General features: G+C 52.5%; 23 protein-coding genes. 16 read left to right on the forward strand and 7 right to left on the reverse strand.

From position 1 onward, the window contains the following. Position 1 precedes the first annotated feature (1 nt). On the forward strand, positions 2–994 hold the full coding sequence (locus ACJJI1_RS06415; protein ID WP_444958890.1) for an AgmX/PglI C-terminal domain-containing protein: 993 nt from the start codon (positions 2–4) through the stop codon (positions 992–994). 99 nt (positions 995–1093) lie between these two features. Here ACJJI1_RS06415 and ACJJI1_RS06420 read toward each other — a convergent pair whose 3' ends face one another. Continuing rightward, a complete protein-coding gene (locus ACJJI1_RS06420; RefSeq protein WP_413663688.1) occupies positions 1094–1471 on the reverse strand; it encodes a DUF2237 family protein in 378 nt (125 codons plus the stop codon). After that, a complete protein-coding gene (locus tag ACJJI1_RS06425; protein ID WP_444958891.1) occupies positions 1462–2085 on the reverse strand; it encodes a DUF2939 domain-containing protein in 624 nt (207 codons plus the stop codon). Before ACJJI1_RS06425 ends, ACJJI1_RS06420 begins: the two co-directional genes overlap by 10 nt. Before the next feature lie 171 nt (positions 2086–2256). On the opposite strand from ACJJI1_RS06425, the gene ACJJI1_RS06430 reads away from it, so the two are divergent. The 9 genes from ACJJI1_RS06430 to ACJJI1_RS06470 all read left to right on the forward strand — a co-directional run bounded on the left by ACJJI1_RS06430 (position 2257) and on the right by ACJJI1_RS06470 (position 13125). Then, complete coding sequence (locus ACJJI1_RS06430) at positions 2257–3003, forward strand: DUF2189 domain-containing protein (RefSeq protein ID WP_444958892.1); 747 nt, start codon at positions 2257–2259, stop codon at positions 3001–3003. Between the two features lie 27 nt (positions 3004–3030). Further along, positions 3031–3714 (forward strand): RDD family protein, encoded by a 684-nt coding sequence (locus tag ACJJI1_RS06435; protein WP_444895790.1) that lies wholly within the window; start codon positions 3031–3033, stop codon positions 3712–3714. Positions 3715–3726: 12 nt separating this feature from the next. Next, the gene (locus ACJJI1_RS06440) at positions 3727–4701 is read left to right on the forward strand and encodes a stage II sporulation protein M (RefSeq protein WP_444958893.1); all 975 of its coding nucleotides are present in this window, start codon (positions 3727–3729) and stop codon (positions 4699–4701) included. Beyond that, positions 4691–6277, forward strand: a complete 1587-nt coding sequence (locus ACJJI1_RS06445; protein WP_444958894.1) for a DUF4129 domain-containing protein — start codon at positions 4691–4693, stop codon at positions 6275–6277. The genes ACJJI1_RS06440 and ACJJI1_RS06445 overlap by 11 nt, the downstream gene beginning before the upstream one ends. After that, a complete protein-coding gene (locus ACJJI1_RS06450; protein WP_444958895.1) occupies positions 6267–7577 on the forward strand; it encodes a DUF4350 domain-containing protein in 1311 nt (436 codons plus the stop codon). Before ACJJI1_RS06445 ends, ACJJI1_RS06450 begins: the two co-directional genes overlap by 11 nt. Then, the gene (locus ACJJI1_RS06455) at positions 7574–8578 is read left to right on the forward strand and encodes an AAA family ATPase (RefSeq protein WP_444895787.1); all 1005 of its coding nucleotides are present in this window, start codon (positions 7574–7576) and stop codon (positions 8576–8578) included. The genes ACJJI1_RS06450 and ACJJI1_RS06455 overlap by 4 nt, the downstream gene beginning before the upstream one ends. Next, positions 8575–9972 (forward strand): DUF58 domain-containing protein, encoded by a 1398-nt coding sequence (locus ACJJI1_RS06460; RefSeq protein ID WP_444958896.1) that lies wholly within the window; start codon positions 8575–8577, stop codon positions 9970–9972. Before ACJJI1_RS06455 ends, ACJJI1_RS06460 begins: the two co-directional genes overlap by 4 nt. Before the next feature lie 328 nt (positions 9973–10300). After that, entirely contained in the window at positions 10301–10768 is a 468-nt protein-coding gene (locus tag ACJJI1_RS06465; RefSeq protein ID WP_444906953.1) for a hypothetical protein, read from the forward strand. Positions 10769–10971: 203 nt separating this feature from the next. After that, on the forward strand, positions 10972–13125 hold the full coding sequence (locus ACJJI1_RS06470; protein ID WP_444958897.1) for a TonB-dependent copper receptor: 2154 nt from the start codon (positions 10972–10974) through the stop codon (positions 13123–13125). A 113-nt stretch (positions 13126–13238) separates the two neighbouring features. Here the strand turns inward: ACJJI1_RS06470 and ACJJI1_RS06475 are convergent, their stop codons facing one another. From ACJJI1_RS06475 to cysK, 5 genes are all read right to left on the reverse strand, one after another. After that, the gene (locus tag ACJJI1_RS06475) at positions 13239–13844 is read right to left on the reverse strand and encodes an outer membrane beta-barrel protein (RefSeq protein WP_444958898.1); all 606 of its coding nucleotides are present in this window, start codon (positions 13842–13844) and stop codon (positions 13239–13241) included. A gap of 51 nt (positions 13845–13895) precedes the next feature. Then, positions 13896–14153, reverse strand: a complete 258-nt coding sequence (locus ACJJI1_RS06480) for a type II toxin-antitoxin system HicB family antitoxin (RefSeq protein ID WP_108734877.1) — start codon at positions 14151–14153, stop codon at positions 13896–13898. 219 nt (positions 14154–14372) lie between these two features. Continuing rightward, positions 14373–14579: a hypothetical protein gene (locus tag ACJJI1_RS06485; RefSeq protein ID WP_444958899.1), complete on the reverse strand. Its 207-nt coding sequence runs from the start codon at positions 14577–14579 to the stop codon at positions 14373–14375. Positions 14580–14679: 100 nt separating this feature from the next. Further along, a complete protein-coding gene (gene cysQ / locus ACJJI1_RS06490; protein ID WP_444958900.1) occupies positions 14680–15516 on the reverse strand; it encodes a 3'(2'),5'-bisphosphate nucleotidase CysQ in 837 nt (278 codons plus the stop codon). A 38-nt stretch (positions 15517–15554) separates the two neighbouring features. Continuing rightward, positions 15555–16472: a cysteine synthase A gene (cysK, locus tag ACJJI1_RS06495; protein WP_413663701.1), complete on the reverse strand. Its 918-nt coding sequence runs from the start codon at positions 16470–16472 to the stop codon at positions 15555–15557. A gap of 202 nt (positions 16473–16674) precedes the next feature. On the opposite strand from cysK, the gene ACJJI1_RS06500 reads away from it, so the two are divergent. The 6 genes from ACJJI1_RS06500 (at position 16675) to hslO (ending at position 21529) form a co-directional block, all read left to right on the forward strand. Then, entirely contained in the window at positions 16675–17340 is a 666-nt protein-coding gene (locus tag ACJJI1_RS06500; protein WP_444958901.1) for a lysoplasmalogenase, read from the forward strand. 78 nt (positions 17341–17418) lie between these two features. Next, complete coding sequence (gene yrfG / locus ACJJI1_RS06505; protein WP_444895781.1) at positions 17419–18102, forward strand: GMP/IMP nucleotidase; 684 nt, start codon at positions 17419–17421, stop codon at positions 18100–18102. 15 nt (positions 18103–18117) lie between these two features. Then, positions 18118–18495, forward strand: a complete 378-nt coding sequence (locus ACJJI1_RS06510; RefSeq protein ID WP_444940476.1) for an Hsp15 family ribosome-associated heat shock protein — start codon at positions 18118–18120, stop codon at positions 18493–18495. A gap of 85 nt (positions 18496–18580) precedes the next feature. Then, on the forward strand, positions 18581–20074 hold the full coding sequence (locus tag ACJJI1_RS06515; protein ID WP_444958902.1) for a S1C family serine protease: 1494 nt from the start codon (positions 18581–18583) through the stop codon (positions 20072–20074). A gap of 19 nt (positions 20075–20093) precedes the next feature. After that, on the forward strand, positions 20094–20540 hold the full coding sequence (locus ACJJI1_RS06520) for a DUF4124 domain-containing protein (RefSeq protein ID WP_444958903.1): 447 nt from the start codon (positions 20094–20096) through the stop codon (positions 20538–20540). Between the two features lie 110 nt (positions 20541–20650). Beyond that, positions 20651–21529 (forward strand): Hsp33 family molecular chaperone HslO, encoded by an 879-nt coding sequence (gene hslO, locus ACJJI1_RS06525; protein WP_282930825.1) that lies wholly within the window; start codon positions 20651–20653, stop codon positions 21527–21529. Positions 21530–21736: the final 207 nt, after the last annotated feature.

Consider the following 21736-nt stretch of genomic DNA (forward strand, 5'->3'; position numbering starts at 1 on the left):
TATGAGTACAGCAACCATTAGTTACGCCCCCTGGCAACTACAGGAAACAGTGCTACCTTGGTCCGCCTCAAGAGAGGAGGATCAGCGCTTTATCAAATTGCTGCGCGGTGGCCTGATAGCCCTGGCCATCAGTGGCATTGCCGTTGCACTAGCGCCAGTACCCGAACTCACCCGGGAACAGGCCGAAAGGGTGCCCCCACAGCTGGCCAAAGTGATTTTGGAAAAAAAGGAATTGCCAAAACCCAAGCCAAAGCCGAAACCCAAAGAGCAAAAGAAGCCCGAGGAAAAGAAAAAGCCCGAAGAGAAACCCAAAAAGAAAGCGGAAACACCCGACAAGCCCAAGCCTGTGGAGAAGCCGCGCAAGGTTGAAAATCCCCCGGTTGCCAAAGTACAGCAGGCCCGGGAGAAAGCGGCCAATAGCGGTCTGAATGCACTCGCCGATGATCTGCTGGATATGCGCGAGAGTTTTAATACATCGGATATTAGCCGGGGCCAGCTCAGCTCGGGGAATGCTACTGCCACTAGAATAGAACGCAGTATGATCGCGGATAAGTCAAAAGCCTCCAGTGGCGGCGTTGCCGCCGGTAGAGTTAGTCGGGATACCGGTGGTGTCTCACTGGCCGGGCGCGAGAACACCCGAGTGCAAAGTACCCAGGCAACGGGTTCAGCCAAAGAAGCGGTGGCCAAGGCCAGAGGGCAAAAATCCATACGTACCGACGATTCCATTCGCAGTGTTATGGAAGCCAATAAAGAGGCCATTATTGGAATCTATAATCGCGCGTTGCGCAGGGACCCAACTCTGCAGGGAAGGCTCACCGTACAGTTAGTGATCGCACCGAATGGTGCTATCGCGTCGATCAAATTGGTAGAGAGCGAGCTCAATAACCCGGCACTTGAGCGCAAGTTGCTGGCGAGAATCCGCATGATCAATTTTGGTTCTGCCAACGTTGAGAGTACTACCAAAAACTACTCAATCGACTTCCTGCCCTCTTAAGCTCCGAGTAGCTATCTTGTCTGTAGCGTGGCGACACAGGGACGTGCCGCCATTTGAAGGGAGTTAATAGGTGGACAAGAAGCTGATCCACCCAATTAACTAAAGTAAATCCAGCGCATAGCGACGCAATGTTTGCATAGGAATAATCTCCAGCGCCTTCACATGTGTACTCTGTAAAAATACCCGGGGAGCCATATCCAATTTCTCCGCTTCGAGCCAGCGCGCGGCACAGAGACACCAACGATCCCCTTCCTTTAAACCGGGAAAATTAAACTCCTCTACCGGTGTACTCAAGTCATTGCCGCGACTGCGGGAAAACTCCAGGAACTTATCAGTCACAGCAACGCAGACGGTGTGAGAACCGAGATCCTCTTTACAGGTGTTACAACAGCCATCGCGAAAGAAGCCTGTCTTCGGGTCCAGGCTACAAGGCACCAGTGGATCGCCAAAGACGTTGACTGAATTTTCTATCTCCATTCCTGACTCTCTCCACTTCTATCACCAATTAGCTGGATATCCACCAGTTGCCAGCGCAGACCATTGCGTTGCATCAACAGACGCAATTCAGGCTGGCCATGCTCACCATATTCAACACTCAGATGATTGATGTCGGTAAAATGCCACCCCATGCGCTGCCAGGAATCTTCTTTCTCTTCCGCTGCAGAAGTCTCATTCCCGGAAATATCCGGTGTTTCACTACCCTGTCGATAAATTTCCCGCTGAAATGCCTCCAGATCCTCTCCCCCACGAAGAAGGTCGGCAATGCCCTCAGGAGTAATAAACTGTTGTAAAAGTGGATCCATAAAGAAATTTGCACCAGCACTCAGTAATTCATCAAATTCCTGAGGAATAGAATTACTTAGGGAATTCCTAAGTTGCTGCTGTATGCGGATCTTTAAATTGTCACGTAAAACAGGAAAATCGACATAATGCTCTAACGTGTCGATACTCTCAGTTCTAACCTGCGGCTGATCGGATTTAGCCATTTTCGCCGCACGCTGCAATTGCTCGATGGAATAAAACGGCAAGGCAACATATCCAGCGGTAATCAACACCAAAATCAGACCGCTCATCCACAGTATTTTTTTCATCAATTCTATTCCTTAGTCACTCCCCGGGGATTTTATGCTGAGAAAGATGTATCACCTAATTTGCCGATGTATTGGCGTGGCATTGTTCGCCACTCCCGCCTATGAGATATTCCCCTCCCAAGACTCTGCACCCCATAAATAATCTAAATCTCAATAAGGACAGCTAACAGGATGAGTGACATCTATACGGCACCAAAAGCCGATTTGGCGAGTACGCGGGAAATGGAGGAATTCGGCTCTGTAGAGAAGGGGATTGCAGGGGACTATTCGTTTTCTCTCGGTGAAGCCCTCAGTGAAGGGTGGCAACTATCACTAAGCAATATGGGAACTATATGGCTTAGTTTTATTCTTTACGCACTGGGCGCATCCGCAATAATGCTCATCCTAGCGGCATTAATGTGGGGTTCAATATCATCGGCTGCTGGCTTATCAGGCATGCTATTCCTAGCCATCTTAGCGCCTATCGCCGTAATAGTGATCGTTGCCCCTCTTATGGCAGGTTCTATGATGGTAAGTATAAAGATTGCCAGAGGAGAAAAAACCAGCGCCACCGAGGTATTCTCCTATTTCGATAAAATCGTGCCCCTTGGCCTGGCAATGTTTTTATTATATTTCCTCGTTTCGATTGGCTTTTACCTGTTACTTATTCCCGGTATCTATCTCTCAGTCGCCTATATGATGGCCCTGCCGCTTATCGTAGATCACAACCTGGGTCCCTGGCAGGCAATGGAGGCTTCACGTAAAGCCATCACCAAAAACTGGTTCGCCTTTTTTGGCCTTTTGCTGGTAATGATGGTCATTTACGTTGCAGGCAGCCTTCTATTCCTCATAGGATTAATATTCGCCCTTCCCTGGATTTTTGCGACTTACGGCGTTGCTTACCGTCAGGTCTTCGGCGCCCCCACTCAAAACACATAATCGGTTCTACCAAACAGGAGCGGTGGCTTGCTGGATACCACCTATAACGTCGAAACACCCGAGGGGATTGATTTGCGCGCGCGGGCCGCTGGGCCCGTGCCACGTATCCTTGCGTATGCAGTGGATGTGTTTTATCGATCATTGATATTGGCTGCGATCGGCTTTGCGTTGCTATTTGCTGGCTTTGCCGGTGCGGGTATCTGGCTCGTCTGCGCCTTTCTTCTCGAGTGGTTTTACCCGGTGTTTTTTGAAGTTTTGCGGAACGGCCAGACACCGGGCAAAAAGGCCTTTGGCCTCATGGTGGTCAACGACAACCTTACGCCGGTATCTTGGGGAGCATCCATCGTTCGCAACCTGTTACGCTTCGCGGATTTTATGCCATTTGCCTACGCCACTGGCGTAATAAGCATGACACTGGGGCGTCACTTCCAGCGCCTTGGCGACCTGGCAGCAGCCACCCTGGTGGTCTATCGCGAAGAGGAAAAGGCACCAGTTGCCCTGCCGGATACCACCCCGCTCCCACCACCGCAAAACCTTCGCCAGCAAGACCAACAGGCACTGGTTAGCCTTTTGGAGCGCCACCAGGATTTAAGCGAAGCGCGTCAGCAAGAGCTCGCCAATCTGCTCGAGCCGATTACTCGGAAAAGGGACAGCGATGCCTTGAGCTACCTGCGCTCCGTGGGCAGTTGGCTACTCGGTGGCAGGGGATAGGCAGAGGTACCTATGAAGCAGAGAGACTTTGAGAATCGCTACCGCGACAGCTGGGAGCAATTAGAAGCCTGGCTGAAAGCGGATCGGAACAAGTCCGAAGTTGCGGCCCTGGACCTACCCGTCGCCTATCGCAACCTTTGCCAGCAGCTGGCAATGGCAAAGGAGCGGCAATATACCAACCGCCTGATAGACCACCTCAACCAGCTGGTTATGGCGGCACATCACCGTGTCTACCGCCAGGAAACCTTGCGCCGCAAGGGGTGGTTGCACTATTTGTTGGCAGGTTTTCCCCAAGCCGTGCGCGCTAATAGCCGCGCAGTACTGCTGGCATCCGCTTTGTTTTTAATACCTGGCCTGATCCTGGGAATCGGCACTTACAACAACGATGCCCTGGTGTACGCAGTAATGTCACCGGAACAGGTTATGGGTTTTGAATCCATGTATGATCCGGGCAACCGGGTACTGGGGCGCGAGCGCGGCTCTGATACCGACCTGTTCATGTTCGGTTTTTATATCAAAACCAATATTGGCATCGCCTTTCGCACCTTTGCCGGCGGTGTACTGTTTGGCCTGGGCTCAATTTTCTTCCTGGTGTTTAACGGCATCTATATTGGCGCAGCGTTTGGGCATATCACCCGGGTGGGTTTTGTCTCCACCTTCTACCCATTTGTGATTGGCCACGGCGCCTTTGAGTTGACCGCCATAGTACTGGCTGGAGCAGCGGGTCTGATACTGGGACGCTCTCTAGTGGATCCGGGCCAGCACAGGCGCACGGTCGCACTGCGCCTGGCCGCTGTCGAAGCAATGAAGATTATGTACGGCACTTTCCTGATGCTGGTGATTGCCGCTTTCCTTGAAGCCTTCTGGTCCTCCAGTGCCAGCACACCGATTGCGATCAAGCTCGGGGTAGGCGCCCTGTTTTGGGTACTGGTCTTTGCGTACTTTATCCTGGCGGGACGCAGGGAGGGCGCAACTCATGCAAATTAAGAATCTGGCTGTGCGAGCCCGCTTGCGCTCTCCCTGGGAGTCTGTCGATCTCGGTATCGCCCTGGCACGAAAATACTGGTGGCAACTTTTTATAGTCTACCTGTTGCCTGCAGCACCGCTATTTGCTTTGTGTTATTGGCTGTTTCCAGAGTCACCAACGCTCTCCATCTTATTTATTTGGTGGCTGAAACCCGTATTTGATCGGCTGCCCCTGTTTATGATCAGCCGCGCATTATTTGGCTCACCGGTATCCATTGGTCAGGCATTGAAGCATTTCTTTAGCCAGAATCGTCGCGACTGGTTTATGTGGCTTACCCTCCGTCGGCTGAGCCCCACACGCTCTTTCGATATGCCAGTTACCGTGCTGGAGCAATCCACAGGTAAGGCCCGTACTTCGCGCCTTGGGGTACTGCACCGCAAACACTCTGGGACCGCCACCTGGCTAACACTAACGCTTTACCATATTGAGATATTTCTACTTGCCGCATTAAGTGTGATGGCATTTCTGTTTATCCCTGAACAGTATTCCGATGGGATCGATTGGATCCCTCTGCTCCAAGGGGATACTCAATGGCTGGAATGGATATATAACGGACTCTACCTGTTTGTTATGGCAGCAGTAGCCCCCTTCTATATCGTTAGCGGATTTTGCCTTTATATTGGCCGTCGTATTGAGTTGGAAGGCTGGGATATAGAAATCCAGTTTCGGGACCTACTGGAACGCCAGCAGCGTGAACAGGAGTCCCACCGCAGAAGAAAACCAAGCACTGCTGCCCTAATCCTGATCTGCGGGCTCACCTTTGGCTCATTAATTCCAGCGCCCCCCGCCAGCGCCGCATCTTTGGAAACCCCGCAGCAGGCCCAAGAGCATATTGACGAAATTCTCGCCGGCGATGACTTTCATCAAATGAAAGAGATCAGTGGTTGGCGCAAAAAACACAAATCTGAAACAGAAGCCGTCAAAGAAAAGTTCCCCGAGTGGTTAATTAACTTTATCGAATGGCTTTTTGAGAACTCTAAAGATACGCCTGAAGTTGACGATGAAGTTAAATGGGGCCCAACAATTGCGAAAATCCTGGAGCTGCTGCTTTGGATTGGCTTGGTATTCGGCCTGGGCTATCTGCTTTGGAGACATCACGATAAAATTCTTCAGAGCTTGAAATGGCAGCCTAAGCCAAAGAAAAAGCAGCCCGTCCCCGAAACCCTGTTCGGCCTGGATGTACGCCAATCGAGTCTGCCCGATGACGTTTGCGCGGAGGTCATGCGCCTGTGGACAGAGGGAGACAAGCGAGCCAGTTTGGGACTATTGTACCGCGCCACCCTCTCTCACCTGATTGAAGACTTCGAGTTTTATTTTGGCGATCACCTTACCGAAAGTGAATGCGCACAGCTGGTACAAGTAAGGCAACAGGAGCCGAATGAAGTACAGCGCCCAGTAAGTCCCGCCCTGAGTCAATTTGTACAAGAGCTTACTGCAAACTGGCAGCAGCTTGCCTATGCCCACCGGCCGCCAAAAGAGGCTCAGGTAAGCTCACTTTGTAGCCAATGGCAGGAGGAATTTGGCAATGACCGCTAAGAGAATTCTGTTGGCAGCTTTGGTCATAAGTGGCGTTGCACTTGTATGGCTATTCCTCACTTTCTACGAGCGCTACTCCAAGGAGATCGATAACGGCTGGAGCATGGAAGCCAGACGAAATCCCTACCTAGCAGCAGAGAGATACCTCACCGATGTCCAACTGGCACCGCGCCAAGCGGATAATATATCTGTACTCCAAGGCCTATCCTCCGATGCCACCCTGTTTATCAGCAGCTCCAGCCAGGTCTATAACCCCACCAAGGCCCAAGAGCTTCTCGAGTGGGTCGAACGCGGTGGCCACGCCATCGTTGTAGCCTACACCGGCAACTTCGACAGCGACTCCAGGCGCAGTGAAAACCGCGATTGGCTACTTGAATCCATGGACGTCTCTATCCAAGAGGGGCACAGTAAGTTCGAACTGCAAGAAACCCTGGAGCAACTGCTCGGGGAGGATGCCGTACTCGAGCCTGAGCAGAGCCCTGCCGATGCCATGCGAGAGCACAATCGCAAACTGGACGAAGGCGAAACAGAAGATGAGCCAGAGGAACAAGAGGAGTCTCGCAACCCCGATGTGTCAGAGGAGGATCTGGTAACCCTGCCTGTTGAGGGCGGCAGCGATATACAGCTATACCTCGATGCCAGCCACCTGCTCTACCATCCTTCATTTAATGACGAGACTATCGACAGTGGGCCTGTTTTCTGGGCTAAGGTACGACGCGGCGATGTCGGCGTACCGTTTATGCAGTTCGAGCGCGGCAATGGTGTGATTACCTTGATGACTGACAGCACCCTGTGGCAGTCCCAGCGTATTGGCCACTTCGATCACGCCTATTTCTTACAATTGCTGGCCGGCGAAGGAGAGTTTGTCTTTCTCACCCGCCCCCGCTTTGAAACCCTTTCTAAGGTTGCTCGTCAATACGCTGCAGAGTTTTTTCTCGCCGGCGCACTGGCCTTACTCGCTTGGCTATTACTACACGGGCGCCGCTTCGGCCCCTTGCAGCCGGAGCCAGAAGTGTCCCGTCGTTCTCTGCTAGAACATATATCCGCCTGCGGCCATTACTACTGGCAGGACGACCAGGGGGAAACCCTGCTGCGCGGCCATCGGGAAGAACTTCTACGTCGCCTTGGCGCCACCCATATCAACGCCACTAAAAAACGCAAACTGTGCGACAAGCTCTGTGCCTCCACCGGTATGGATGAACGGCTAATAGTTGAAACCCTGTGGGGCAAGCCCCCCACAACCGAAGAAACATTTACTGAACACATGCGTAATCTGCAGCGAATTGAGGCAGTCCTATGAACGAGACCACCCTTCAACCAGAACAACAAACCACGGGCCCGTCACCTGACTGGCAGGCTGCGTCCGCCAAACTTCAGATACTGCGCAACAATATCAATCGGTTGCTGATTGGCCAGGAGCAGGTGGTTGACCAGGTACTCGTAGCTCTGTTGGCTTCTGGCCACGTACTGCTCGAAGGTGTACCTGGACTCGGCAAAACCCTTCTGGTGCGCACCCTGGCCAACTGCTTTGGCGGCAATTTCCGTCGCATCCAGTTTACCCCGGATTTGATGCCCGCCGACGTTACTGGCCACGCCATGTACAACATGGGAGAGAGCCGCTTTGAAGTGCGTCGAGGTCCAGTATTTACCAACCTGCTGCTGGCGGATGAAATCAACCGCGCCCCCGCCAAAACCCAGGCCGCCCTGCTGGAGGTGATGCAGGAGAAACAGGTCACTATCGACGGCCAGGCACTGAAAGTACCCAGCCCATTTATGGTACTCGCCACTCAAAACCCCATCGAGCAGGAAGGTACCTACCCGCTGCCAGAGGCGGAACTGGACCGATTCCTGCTGAAAGTCCTCATCGATTACCCCAGCCTCGAAGCGGAACTGAAATTGGCCGCCGCCGCCAGCAGTGGCCGAATTGAGCGCAGCCTACAGGAAAAGCTGGCCGGGGAAATTACTGTCGAGGGATTGCAGCAACTTCAGGCCCTGGTGCCCCAGGTGGGCTTGGACGAACAGGTATTGAATTACGCCGTGCGGCTGGTGCGCGCCACCCGCCAATCACCGCAGCTGCGCAGCCCCGCCGGCCCGCGCGCCAGTATCGGCCTGCTGCAGGCAGCTCGCGCCAATGCGCTGTTACAGGGACGGGAATTTGTACTGCCGGATGATATCAAGGCCATGGCCATCCCGGTAATGCGCCACCGTATCGGCCTATCTCCAGATATGGAAATTGACGGTGAAACTGCTGATACGGCGCTGGCAATGATTATCGACAGTGTTGAGGCGCCGCGACTGTGACACAGACTGTAGCTGCAACAGAGCAACAGGTAGCACCAGCACAAAGCGGTCGCACCGGCCCGAGTCCGCGCCTGGTCAAACTGCTCGGCTACTGGTGCCTGGCAGCTCTGGCAATTACAGCAGCGCGAATTTGGTTTCCGCAAGCCAGCTCATTTATCGGCAACCTTTGGTGGGGAGCGAGTGCCCTGTTAATCAGCGCCACCCTGCTGGACTATCTCACTGGTTACCGTGTAACCGGTCTGCAGGGGCTGCGGCGATTGCCAGGCAACCTGGCCCTGGGCGTACGCAATACTGCGCGGCTAAAACTTCACAATACCGGCCCACGCCCACTATTACTCCAGATTTCCGACTCAATCCCACAGCAACTAGGATCGACAGGGCTGCCGCGCTCCGCACAACTTAACCCGGACCAGGAAATCACCATCGAGTACGACCTGGTACCCCGTCGCCGAGGCAGTGCCTCTTTCGGACGAATCGAGGTGCTGGCCAACTCTCCCTGGGGACTCTGGCAGACAAGGGTATGGCTGGGACAGGAGCAGACCGTCAAGGTCTACCCCAATTTTCTTGGTATCTCCTCGCTGCAATCTCTCTCCACCGAACAGAGCCTGCGCCTGATGGGGTTGCACCAGCAGCAGCGTCGCGGTGAGGGAATGGACTTCCGCCAGCTGCGGGAATACCGCCAGGGAGACAGCCAGCGACAGGTGGACTGGCGCGCGAGCTCACGGCTGCGCAAACTGATCAGCCGTGAATACCAGGACGAACGCGACCAGGAAATTATTTATATGCTGGATTGCGGCCGCCGGATGCGTGCGAAAGACGGCGAGCTGAGCCACTTTGACCACGCACTCAATGGCTTGCTACTTTCAGCTTATGTCGCCATCAAACAGGGGGACGCGGTCGGCTTGCAGGCATTTGCTGCGGCACAGGAGAGCAGTGGTGGACAGCTGCCTCCAGTAAAAGGCGAAAGTGCAATCAACCTACTGCTGAATAATGTCTACGACCTCCACTCTGGCACCAGTAGCGCAGATTACACTAGCGCCGCACAACAGTTGATGGCCCACCACAAGCGACGTGCCCTGGTAATCCTGATTACCAACTTGCGCGATGAAGATAGTGACGAACTCCTAGCAGCAGTCAAATTGCTGTCGCGCAATCACCTGGTGATGATTGCCAGTCTGCGGGAGACTTCTGTGGACAAATTGCTGCAACAGCCGATTCAGAACTTTGATAGTGCAGTAAACAGCGCAGCAGCGAGGGACTTCCTGCGCCGCAGGGAGCAATTACTTCAGCATTTGCAGGCAAACAATGTCATAGTGGTTGACTCGAGACCGGAGCTTTTGCACCAGTCTCTGGTAGAGGCCTATTGGCGCCTAAAGCGCAGCGGCAGAATCTGAATCGTTAAATTCACCGAGTGGGGACTCTCCGAGCCCCCACTATTTAAACCTTCTCTATAACCTTCCCACTACTCGCAATAATCCAGGGCTGTCCGGGAACTCTCCCCAATCCCGGGAATCTCTTATTGAGCGCGCTACCTCCTGGAACCTTTAGCTTCCAGCAAAGTTAGATTTATTTTTAGAATGCGCTGAAGAAAAGAAATTAAATTCCAACAAAACCTGATAAAGCTCAATTTACCTCGTATTAGTTCGCAAAAGTTAACTTGGGGCAGTGGCACTTTGCTGTATCACCCGTTAACCTCTTGTTACTCATCTCCGGGTATTTAAAATGGGCCCGGGCAAAGTACAGACCTTCTTATTTATGAGCGGTAAGCGCACCATCCAATACTGTTCCCGTCTGTCCCAGTGGCAGGCGCTATTGCTATTGCTGGTATTTCTCAGCGCGCGAGGCCTGGTTCCTGCAGGTTTTATGCCGGCAGATTTTGCAGCGGGAACGCCCTATGGGCTCTGCCATGGCGATAGCCGCAGCGCTTTATTGCTCAATGCCCTCAAAGCGAACTCTCACAGCGATCATCACGGCGACCACTCTTCAAGCCACAACCACGATACGCTTACCGCTCACTCATTTGCCGATAACCATTGTAATTTTTCCGCCGCTGCCAGTATTGCCAGCGCACCAACTACAGAACTGGAAATAGTCCTACCCGGTTTTACTCAACCGCCCTCTTATCCGGCTTTTTTCCGCGTTATCTCTAACGCTTACAGCCGCCCACTAATTCGCGCCCCCCCGGTTTAATTCCTTTTTTATTCCAACATCATCACTCCGCAGTTCGCTGTGGACCGCAAGTCTCATTGCTGTCTTAACATTTTCAGCGCTTTGGGTCTTGCCAAAATACGACCACTTTTTCAGGTGGGGATATGTCGCGTGCGCCAAATATTACTCAGGCCTGCGCGCTCACTGCTGCGTGTTCGAAACGCCAGCGAAAAGGATTGAAAACCATGCATCAGAGCATCAACGCAAAAATTTTTCTGAAAAAACCTCTCAGCCTGGCACTCGCTGCCTGCTGTACCTTTTCAGCACATCTCGCAGCGGAAGAATCCGAAGAGTCAGAACCATTAAAAGATAGTGAAATGGAACAAATGGTGGTTACTGGGGTAAAGACTGAACTCCCCCTCAACCTGGTAACCGACCCGAAAAAACCCCGTCAGCCATTACCTGCCAATGACGGCGCCGACTACCTGAAAACAATTCCGGGATTTTCCGTAGTGCGTAAAGGCGGTACCAGTGGCGATCCGATGCTTCGCGGAATGGGGGGCTCGCGCCTGGGAATGGTAGTGGATGGAGAAACAATGGCGGGTGGTTGTCCCAGCCGAATGGACCCACCTACAGCCTATATTTTTCCCGAGGCAATGGACGAAATTGAAGTTATTAAAGGGCCACAGAGCGTCCTCTATGGCCCGGGAAATTCCGCCGGCGTAGTTGTATTTAATCAGCAGCAGGAACGCCCCACTGAAAGCGACTGGAATATGCATGCGAGCCTGCTCGGCGCCAGTGCCGAGCGTCGCGATGGTCTATTCGATATCTCCTATAGTTCGCCGCAGTTTTCTATCCGCAGCTCCTCGACCTCGGCATCTGCGGACGACTACGAAGACGGGGATGGCAATGAGGTAAATTCCAGTTATGAGCGCTGGAGCAGCCAGGTCAATTTGGCCTGGACACCCAGCGACGATACCCGGGTCGAGTTTGATACTGCATTTAGCGATGGTGAAGCTGCCTATGCAGATCGGGGAGTCGACGGTTCCAAGTTTGCCCGTGAGAGCCACAAAGCGAAATATGTCCGCAGCAATATCAGTAGCTGGCTCGACTCAATTGAGCTCCAGGCCTACTACAACTATATCGACCACATCATGGATAACTACAGCCTGCGCGAGCTATCCAGCACCGCTACCCCCATGGTCATGAATCTCGATAGTGAGACCACAGGTATCAAGATGGCTCTGGTGTTTACGCCTATGGACGATGTGGAATTGACCAGTGGAATTGATGCCCGGGAAAATCGCCATACCGGCCGCTCGACCATGAACCAGTCCACCATGGACTACCGGGATATGAAGCGAGAGGCCGATGCCGAATTTAACCAGCTGGGGTTATTTTCTGAGGTCAGCTGGCAAGTCGCAGTCAATCAACGCTGGATCGCCGGTGCACGAGTGGATGATTGGGAAGTAAAAGACCTTCGCGATGAAGTTGCTCTATCCATGATGTCCTCAGTGGATAACCCCACTGCGGGAGAAACTCGCTCAGAGCTATTGAGCAGCGGCTTCCTGCGCTATGAATATGGTCTCGAGAGCGGCCCCAATAGTTCTGCCACACTCTTTGCCGGGCTCGGCTACACCGAGCGCTTCCCCGATTATTGGGAAATTTTCTCCTACGAAACAGCAGAATCCTACAGCGCACTGGATGTCGAATCAGAAAAGACCACCCAGCTGGATATCGGCTATATCTATCGCGGTGAAAAACTCTCCGCCAGTGTCTCCGGATTCGTCAATCAGATTGATGACTACCTGATGGTTGAGACGGATTACGAAAAAGCGGCGGTAATGAGTAGCATGGATTCTATGGGTAGTATGAATATGGATGGTATGGACTCCTCCGATACTCGCACTACCTCCATTGTCAGAAACATCCAGGCGCGCTCCTGGGGTTTGGAGTTTGACTCTTCATATCAGCTCAACGAGCAGTGGCGCACTGAATTCACCGTAACATCTGTTCGCGGTGCCAACGAAACCGATGGCACTACCTTGGCACAACTGCCGCCTCTGGAGGGTCGACTGGGACTCTACTATGAACAAGCCCAGTGGTCAGCAGGTGTTTTATGGCGCGCTATCGCAAGCCAGGACCGAGTGGATATCGGCAAAGGGAATATTGTTGGTCAGGATATTGGTGCAACCGACTCTGCCAACGTCCTTTCCATCAATGCCGGCTGGAAACCCAGTAAAAGTGTACTGGTAACTACCGGTATCGATAACCTATTCGATGAAACTTACGCTGAACATATCAGTCGCTCTGGAGCCAATATTATTGGTTTCGATCAGTTGACCCGGGTTAACGAACCGGGACGCACCTTCTGGCTGAAAGCCATTTATCGAATTTAAAAGCTATTGGGGCCCCAGGGCCCCTTTTCCATTCTCTAAAAAAATCAGTATTTAATTAAGAAATTTCTACGAATAAATTATTGAGAAAAATAGGTTAAAAGGCGGAGGGCATACTAAAAGCGGTAGGAAAAATTCAAACTCAGGGTACGCAGATGCCCGAGGTTAACACGTTCTATTTTGCCAATATTATTGTAGTTATACTCTAATGAAGTATCGAAATCCTGAGTCCACATAATTCGGTAACCCACTCCGGCGTTCCAAAAGGTATCACTGCCACTGGCATCAATAATATAGATATATCGATCATCCGGATAAAATGGTGGGTATTCTCGATACCAATAGCCTCTTCTTATAACATTGTTCAAATCCACATCGGCATAATTATATCCCACCATCCAATAGAGACATTGAACGTGACAATTCAGGGTAAAATCAATTTTAAAATTTAAACCTACCTGATCTACTGTGACATGATTGTCATCAAAATGTGACGCCCGCAGCTCAACTTGCCAGACTCCTACCGCCGGCGTAATTCCAAGGCTGACATAGCCAAAAGAATCCCGCTGCTTATTTAACTGCTGCTCGCCACTCCCAAAACCAACGGTACCGATAATCCGGTACTCTCCCGTGGCTACACCATCAAAAGGATTATTCGCCTCGAATCCATAGCTGGACGCAGCTATAAAAAAGGAAAACAGGTAGACGGATAGCTTTATCATCGCCACTCACATCAAAAAGCCAGTCATCAAGTTCAAGCTCAGTGAATTATTTCAAGTAGTTTCTACATCAATAATGGCCCAGACGCCTCCTACAAAAGCCGGGTTTTTCTTCAGGTTGTCTACATCACCTGCTTGCGGCATTGGCTGTCCAGCCTGGCGGAGCTCTTCCAACCGCTGAAAAATCGTTTCAGCCATTTTTTGCAGGGTCCCCTCAAGGGTATCGGCATAGCAGTGGCAATGCGGCAGATCCGGTGCAATGGCACCAAATCCGGCATATTCAATATTGTGCACCACAACCGGGTAGCGCATTGAAAAATACTCTTATGTATTAGCTTTCCAAAGCGTAGACTGATTTACATTTTACGGGGGAATTTGGCAAGGAAATTAGCTAATTAGCCAGGAAATAATATTTCGCGCTGGCACAGATTCAACACTATAAATGACAGCACTGAGTAGGAAGAACTGCCGTATTCAAATTAAAACCTGCAGCACTACAGTTTTTCACACAAGAAAATATTTGGAATTTAGTTAACGGGGCATCCTACCTAATAGGGCCCGGCGGGAAAATAGCATGCTGTTATAGGTGCGCCGCAACGCAATATCATTTGCATCGACTGCATTGGAGAGGGCTTCAAAATGCCGCTGCAACCAGTTTATTTCCTCCTCCAGTTCCCGGCGCAAACAGCGAATTTCACCCTTATCCTGGTTAAAGCGCAGATCGGGTCCAGGCATCATGGAGCCTCCTGAATTTGGAAATATCCAGATCTCTTTAAAGCCTCCACCAGTGGCGGTGGAGGCACAAAAATACTCTCTATATGTTTACTGGCGTCACACCCTAAGCAGCGGACTTATCCAGCAGTAGGGATTGCCAATCAAAAGAAGAATCGCCAATTACATAGAAAAAGGGATTCAGCAGAGAGTCTTTAGTGTTGTAGCGCAACAAATTAAACTCTTCGTCCACAACAATACCACCTGCTGCTTCAACTACAGCCTGAGCTGCCGCAGTATCCCACTCGCAAGTAGGAGCGAGACGCGGATACAAATCTGCTGCACCCTCAGCAACCAGGCATAATTTCAGTGACGAGCCCATATTTTTGCACTCGACAGCACCCAGTTCAGACTCGATACGATGTACCAACTGGTCGACGGTGCCAGTTCCATGGCTGCGGCTGGCCACAAGCTCAACAACTTCACTATTATCCAGGCGCGGCTTAAGTGGGCGCACCCGAATGTCAGTTTCGCCATTGGCATCGCGCTTAAAGGCTCCTTCGCCCTTGCAGCCGGCGTAAGTGATATTCAGTACCGGTACGTAAACCACCCCCAAAACGGGCTCGCCATTTTCGATTAACGCGACATTTACGGTAAATTCACCGTTGCGTCGGATAAACTCTTTGGTGCCATCGAGCGGATCGACAATCCAGTAACGCTGCCACTGACTGCGCTCTTCGAACGAGGGCATTTCCTGCTCTTCTGATAAAACCGGTACTCCCTCGATAAGCTGTGCTAACGCCGGTTCCAGTACTTTGTGAGCGGCCAGATCTGCGGCAGTTACTGGGGAATCATCTTTCTTTGTCTCGACTTCCAACTCAGCGCTGTTGTGATAAACCTCGAGAATCGCCTCTCCCGCGCGTTTGCAGATCTCTATCACCTGCTCCAAAAGTGCTTTATCCATTACAACTCCATACTCTTTGAATTCACCATTATAAAATCTTAGGCGGAGAAAAGGTCCTGAACGGACAGATAGCGCTCACCAGTGTCATAGCTGAACACCAGTACCCGGCTGCCCGCATCCATCTCCCCTTCGCGCTTTTTCAGGGCCGCAAGGCTGGCACCGGAGGAGATACCCACAAAAATTCCCTCTTTTAATGCGCAGCGACGCGCCATTTCAAAACTGTCTTCCTCACTCACCAATACAGTACCGTCGAGTACTTCCGTATTGAGTACCTGGGGTACAAAGCCGGCGCCGATACCCTGCAAACGATGCAGGCCTTTTTCTCCACCGCTAATCACCGGTGATTTTTCCGGCTCTACCGCATAGACCTGTAATTTTGGAAAGTGCTCTTTTAAGACTTCACCACAGCCTGTGATATGCCCGCCAGTACCCACACCGGTAATCATATAATCCAGCCCCTCAGGAAAATCTGCCAAGATTTCCTTGGAGGTAACATCCCGGTGCACCTGGGCATTGGCGCGGTTATTAAATTGTTGGGGCATCCAGCTATTCGCATGTGAGGCCAATAACTCCTCCGCCTTAGCAATAGCGCCGCCCATACCGCGCTCTTTAGGTGTAAGGACCAATTCTGCGCCCATTGCTTTCATGACCTGGCGACGCTCTACCGACATAGACTCCGGCATGGTCAGGATCAGGCGATAACCCTTCACCGCAGCAACCATCGCCAGTCCAATACCCGTATTACCAGAGGTCGGTTCGATTATTACCCCACCGGGCTGCAGTGCTCCACGACGCTCTGCATCCTCAATCATCGCCAAGGCAATTCGGTCCTTGATACTGCTGCCCGGATTAAAACGCTCTACCTTCATCCAAACTTCTATATCGGGGCGAAAGAGGTGATTGATTCTTACGTGAGGGGTATTGCCGATTGTTTCCAGAATATTGGCCGCTTTCATCGGTGAGGCTCTCCATGACTAGTGCTCAAGGCAAACAACTGCCGGACATGTATTTTCGATGCTCCATATTACCCCAGAAATGTCCCGCGGCCGGCACTGGAGAAAACTCAATTGGAATTAGAGAGTACAAGCTATCGATGATGCGGAGGAAAACCGTTAAATTGATGGGGAGGTATACAAAATAAAAATAAGGTAAGTACCTATGTCCGTAGAAAATTCCGTACCCCAGCACAACTTTCGCAATTACCTGGTACCGATGTTCCTGGCCAGTGCCACTTTATTCATCTTTCTGGATACCTGGAAGCTGGATAACTTGTGGATGCCCGCGCTAAAAGCGCTGCCGATACTGTGCCTAATGATGATTGCCAGACTGGAGCTGCGGGGCAAAACCCTGCTTTTCACTTTTCTAGCCCTCAGTTCCTCCGCCATCGGGGATGTACTCCTCGAAATGCAATTCCCCCAACACTTTGTGTTTGGACTGGGTGCTTTTCTTATTGCCCAGCTAATCTACGCGCTGGGCTTCCTGCGTTTTGCGGAGCCCCCCAATCGGCGCAACCTTATTCGGATACTGCCTATAGTGATTGCCGCACTGCTTTTGGCTCAAATTATCCTCCCTGCTGCTGGGGATTTAGCCCCGGCAGTATTAGCGTATCTGCTGGCTATCCTCGCCATGGCAGTCGCCGCCGCAATGCACAAGGGTGACGCCACCCTGCTATTTGCCGGGGCTGTCATCTTTATGGCTTCAGATACATTAATTGCTATTAACAAGTTCATCACCCCACTACCGCTAGCCGATGCCGCCATTATGCTCACCTACTACAGTGCGCAACTATGTATCCTGTACGGAATCCGCCGCGCCCAGGCATAATGCAAACGATCCGGGAAGGCACTGGCAAGCCAACTAAACTTGTCTTCCCGCCCCATTTCAAAGAGGTAGACAGCTCCCATGCTCGACTGGCGAAGTATCGATACCGTATTGCTGGACATGGACGGCACCCTGCTGGATTTGCATTACGACAATCATTTTTGGCTTACGCACCTGCCCAAGCGCTACGCTGAAGTCCACGGCTTTGACCCGCAGGAAGCCCAGCAGAAGCTCGAAGCTGAGATCAATGCCCGCCGCGGCACTCTGGAGTGGTACTGCCTGGACTTCTGGGCGGAAAAATTGGAGCTGGATATCCTCAGCATATTGCGCGAGATCGAGACCCGAATCGCCCTGCGCCCTCACACTGAGGCGTTTCTGAGCGGCCTGCAACAACTGCAAAAGCCCACCTACCTCGTGACCAATGCGCACCGTCAAGGGCTGGATCACAAGCTGGAGATCACCGGTATCGACCGCTGGTTTGACGGCATCATCTCCTCCCATGATTATGGACATGCCAAGGAGAGTGCCAATTTCTGGGACTCTCTGCGAGATAACCTGGAATTTGACCCGGAGAACACCCTGTTTGTCGACGATAACCAATCTGTTCTGAGCGCGGCCCAGGACTACGGTATCGCCCACCTATTGTGTATTCGCCAACCGGATAGCCGCGGGCCCAAACGGGAAATCACCAACTTCCCGGCGATCCATCATTTTGATGAGATCATGGCTTTTAACCGCAGCAGACTGGACACCGGGTCCGCCTGATTTCACAAGGAAACCATGGAAAAAGTACGTATCGATAAGTGGCTCTGGGCCGCGCGCTTCTTTAAGACTCGCAGCATTGCCAAGCAGGCGATCGAAGGTGGAAAAGTCCACGCCGATGGCCAGCGGGTCAAAGCCAGCAAGGAAGTCACTACCGGTGTCAAATTGAGCATCCGCCAGGGCTGGGATCTGCTGGAAGTTGAAGTAACCGCTCTATCAGATCAGCGGCGCGGCGCCGATATTGCACGCACCTTATACCGCGAGACCAAAGACAGTATCGCCCGCCGGGAAAAAGAGAAAACCGAGCGACAGGCAGCCAATGCCGGGATACAACAGGAGCGACCCAATAAAAAGCAACGCCGCCAGATACACCGCTTCCTGCGGGAACAAGAGTAGACTCGGCAGACAAAAGTGGTGAAATTTCCGCCATTTCCCACTTTAGCTGCTAAACTGCCCCCACTCAACCGGATAGAAAACAGCCATGATGAAACGACTGATCGCCATTTCCCTGCTGATTTTGCTCGGTACCCAAACCGCCCTAGCAGACAGCCGAGAACACGAGCAGCTCAAGCGCTCAATCATCAAGATTTACACCACCGCCGCCGCCCCGGATTATTTCAATCCCTGGGCCCTGCTCAACCCCAAGCAGCTGTCCGGTTCCGGTGCCGTCATCCGCAACCAGCAAATCCTGACCAACGCACACGTAGTGGCCAACGGCAGCTTTATCCAGGTACAGCGCCACGGCGATGCAAAGAAATTCCGCGCCCGAGTGAAATTTGTCTCCCACGATGCCGACCTCGCCCTGCTGACCGTCGATGACGGAAGCTTTTTCAACGATACCCGCCCTTTGGCCCTGGGAAAATTGCCCGACCTGCAGGAAGAGGTCACCGTCTACGGCTACCCAATTGGTGGCAAATCCCTTTCGATTACCCGCGGAGTACTCTCCCGCGTGGAGCACCAATATTATGCCCATGCGGAAAGTTACCTGATGGCGGGCCAGATAGATGCGGCCATCAACCCGGGCAACAGCGGCGGTCCGGTTATCTCCAATGGACGCATCGTCGGCGTGGCCATGCAAACCAACCAAAGCGCTGAAAACCTGGGTTACTTTGTCCCCCCCAGCGTGATCGCTCATGTCTTAGAAGATGCCAAGGACAATGTGCACCAAGGGTTCCCCGAACTGGGACTGGTAACCCAGAGCCTGGAAAGCCCATCGATGAAAAAAGCGGCCGGTCTCGAGGAAGACCAGGATGGTGCCATGGTCGTTAAAGTGTTCGACAACTCCCCCGCAGCCGAAGTATTTAAGCCCGGCGATGTCCTGCTCGAAGTCGATGGCTTTAAAGTGGCGGCGGACCGGACTGTGGAGTGGAGGGAAAACCAGCGCACCAACTACCACTACGCTGTGGACCGCCACCATGTCGGTGAACGTTTACCGGTGCGCTTCTCCCGCGATGGTAAAGAGCAGACCGCTGAGGTCACGCTGGCCGCAACACCTCCCTCACGCGCTATGGTGCTGGGAGAGCAATTTGACCGCCAGCCCCGCTACTATATCTACGGCGGTGTTGTCTTTGTGCCCCTGAATATGAACCTGATCAAACGCTGGGGCAAAAACTGGCACTCCAAGGCGCCTATTGACTACCTCTATGCCCGCAATCAATGGAGTGACGAGGAGCGCCGCGAGCTGGTTGTCGCCCTGAAAGTACTGCCTGCCAATGTGAACCTCGGTTACCACGACTGGAAGAACTGGATTATCGACTCAGTAAATGGCCACAGTATCAAGGACTTCGACGAGTTCGCTCAATTGATGGAAGGCAACAAACAGGACTTTGTAGATTTGCGCGACCGCTCCGGTTATCGGATGGTCTTGGATGCGGCAGAGGCCCAGGAGCAGCAGCCTCTGATACTGCAGACCTACCATATCCCCCAGCGCCATTCACAGGGGTTGTTCAGCCAGCTGGCCAATAAAGAAGAATAAACATCGGGAGAGGCAAAGGATGCCCATAAAGTTACTGTACTTATCCAGCATTTTTGGCGGTCTGCTCCTGACCGCCAACGTTAATGCAGGGGAACTGTATCGCTGGGTCGACGACGATGGCCGGGTGCACTTTGGTGACCGCCCCCCGGCCCACGCAGAGGCCAAAGATATTTCTGGCAACCTGACCCCCATTAATTCTGCCGATGCCACCACAGCACCCAGACGAAGCCAATCGGAACAGCCGCGGAATATCGAACAACAATACCAGGAGCGCTTAAATCGTGAAGCGCAGGAAAGACAACAACAAAGAGACAAGGCCTGTAGCAAGGCCCGCAAGAACCTAAAAATATTACAGGGCCGGGTCGTATTTTTTGACGACAATGGCAAGGAAGTACGCCGCACAGAGCGGGAGCGCGAACAGATGGCACTCGACTATCAACGCCAGGTCAGCCTCTATTGCGGATAAGTTAGCCGGCCCCCAGGGGCGCGGCTTCCCCCCATTACTCAGCGACAGCTACCATTTAGGCATATCCACCTCTAAAATCCTGCGGTTTTAATACCGAGAGCCCCCGACCTATGTCCGATCAGCTGGAACGCTTTATTTTCTCCAAACACGATATTCGCGGACAGGTGGTGACACTTACTGATTCCTACCGCGATGTACTGGAACACAACCCACTGCCTACACCAGTAGCCCGCCTGCTGGGGGAGTTCCTCACTGCAGCCAGCCTGCTTTCAACCACACTGAAGTTCGAAGGTGTCCTGAGCCTCCAGGCCCGTGGCGAAGGCGATGTGCCGATGATTATGGCGGAGTGCACTCACCACAGCGACCTGCGCGGCATCGCCCGAGTTGCTGAGGGTGCACAAATCGACGAAAACGCCACGCTGCGCGATATGATCGGCCCCCGTGGAGCCCTGGCCATTACCCTTGAGCCAAAGCGCGGTGAGCGCTATCAAGGTGTGGTTCCCATGGAGCAGGACAACCTGGCCGGCTGCCTGGAAGACTACTTTAAGCAATCGGAACAGCTGGCTACCCGCGTATGGCTGGAAAGCAGTGACAATACCGTCGCCGGTCTTATGTTACAGATTCTGCCAGGCAATAATGCCGCCACAGAAGAAGAAAATCAGGACGCCTGGGAAACAGCGATTCACTTGGCGGAGACCGTAACTGACGAGGAGTTATTTACCGTTCCCCACCCAGAGCTGATTCACCGCCTATTCCACCAATTGGAGCCGGCAACCCTGGGTACCGACACTATTCGCTTCAAGTGCAGCTGCTCGAGAGAGCGCAGCGCCCGCGCGCTGGTTTCCCTGGGTGCAGAGGATGTCTACCGCCTGCTGGAAGAGCAGCAGGGTGAGATTATCGCGGACTGCCAATTCTGTAACACCCAGTACCGCTTTGATCGGGATCAAATTGAGTCGCTCCTCAACGCTCCCCCCCACACTCTTCACTAATCCGCGCAAGGCTGCGCAACCGCCGAATCCTCAGCGCAGCCCTGCCACCTGCCCCTCTACTCCCCCCTATTAAATTCAGAAGAAGAATAACCAAGACCCAGGTCATAATCTGCATGAATTTAAGTCGACATTATTTTCCATGACAGCGCTGTCATTGACTACAAAATAGCCATAGTTGGTATCCGCATATTTTGAATTTTGCAATAA

The organism is Microbulbifer maximicatervae (SeqCode), from assembly GCF_052467065.1.

Bases quoted from the DNA above. Each gene is read 5' to 3' on its own strand.
- ACJJI1_RS06415 (WP_444958890.1), top strand. From the start codon at position 2: ATGAGTACAGCAACCATTAGTTACGCCCCCTGGCAACTACAGGAAACA.
- ACJJI1_RS06420 (WP_413663688.1), bottom strand. From the start codon at position 1,471: ATGGAGATAGAAAATTCAGTCAACGTCTTTGGCGATCCACTGGTGCCT.
- ACJJI1_RS06425 (WP_444958891.1), bottom strand. From the start codon at position 2,085: ATGAAAAAAATACTGTGGATGAGCGGTCTGATTTTGGTGTTGATTACC.
- ACJJI1_RS06430 (WP_444958892.1), top strand. From the start codon at position 2,257: ATGAGTGACATCTATACGGCACCAAAAGCCGATTTGGCGAGTACGCGG.
- ACJJI1_RS06440 (WP_444958893.1), top strand. From the start codon at position 3,727: ATGAAGCAGAGAGACTTTGAGAATCGCTACCGCGACAGCTGGGAGCAA.
- ACJJI1_RS06445 (WP_444958894.1), top strand. From the start codon at position 4,691: ATGCAAATTAAGAATCTGGCTGTGCGAGCCCGCTTGCGCTCTCCCTGG.
- ACJJI1_RS06450 (WP_444958895.1), top strand. From the start codon at position 6,267: ATGACCGCTAAGAGAATTCTGTTGGCAGCTTTGGTCATAAGTGGCGTT.
- ACJJI1_RS06455 (WP_444895787.1), top strand. From the start codon at position 7,574: ATGAACGAGACCACCCTTCAACCAGAACAACAAACCACGGGCCCGTCA.
- ACJJI1_RS06465 (WP_444906953.1), top strand. From the start codon at position 10,301: ATGGGCCCGGGCAAAGTACAGACCTTCTTATTTATGAGCGGTAAGCGC.
- ACJJI1_RS06470 (WP_444958897.1), top strand. From the start codon at position 10,972: ATGCATCAGAGCATCAACGCAAAAATTTTTCTGAAAAAACCTCTCAGC.
- ACJJI1_RS06475 (WP_444958898.1), bottom strand. From the start codon at position 13,844: ATGATAAAGCTATCCGTCTACCTGTTTTCCTTTTTTATAGCTGCGTCC.
- ACJJI1_RS06480 (WP_108734877.1), bottom strand. From the start codon at position 14,153: ATGCGCTACCCGGTTGTGGTGCACAATATTGAATATGCCGGATTTGGT.
- ACJJI1_RS06485 (WP_444958899.1), bottom strand. From the start codon at position 14,579: ATGATGCCTGGACCCGATCTGCGCTTTAACCAGGATAAGGGTGAAATT.
- cysQ (WP_444958900.1), bottom strand. From the start codon at position 15,516: ATGGATAAAGCACTTTTGGAGCAGGTGATAGAGATCTGCAAACGCGCG.
- cysK (WP_413663701.1), bottom strand. From the start codon at position 16,472: ATGAAAGCGGCCAATATTCTGGAAACAATCGGCAATACCCCTCACGTA.
- ACJJI1_RS06500 (WP_444958901.1), top strand. From the start codon at position 16,675: ATGTCCGTAGAAAATTCCGTACCCCAGCACAACTTTCGCAATTACCTG.
- yrfG (WP_444895781.1), top strand. From the start codon at position 17,419: ATGCTCGACTGGCGAAGTATCGATACCGTATTGCTGGACATGGACGGC.
- ACJJI1_RS06510 (WP_444940476.1), top strand. From the start codon at position 18,118: ATGGAAAAAGTACGTATCGATAAGTGGCTCTGGGCCGCGCGCTTCTTT.
- ACJJI1_RS06515 (WP_444958902.1), top strand. From the start codon at position 18,581: ATGATGAAACGACTGATCGCCATTTCCCTGCTGATTTTGCTCGGTACC.
- ACJJI1_RS06520 (WP_444958903.1), top strand. From the start codon at position 20,094: ATGCCCATAAAGTTACTGTACTTATCCAGCATTTTTGGCGGTCTGCTC.
- hslO (WP_282930825.1), top strand. From the start codon at position 20,651: ATGTCCGATCAGCTGGAACGCTTTATTTTCTCCAAACACGATATTCGC.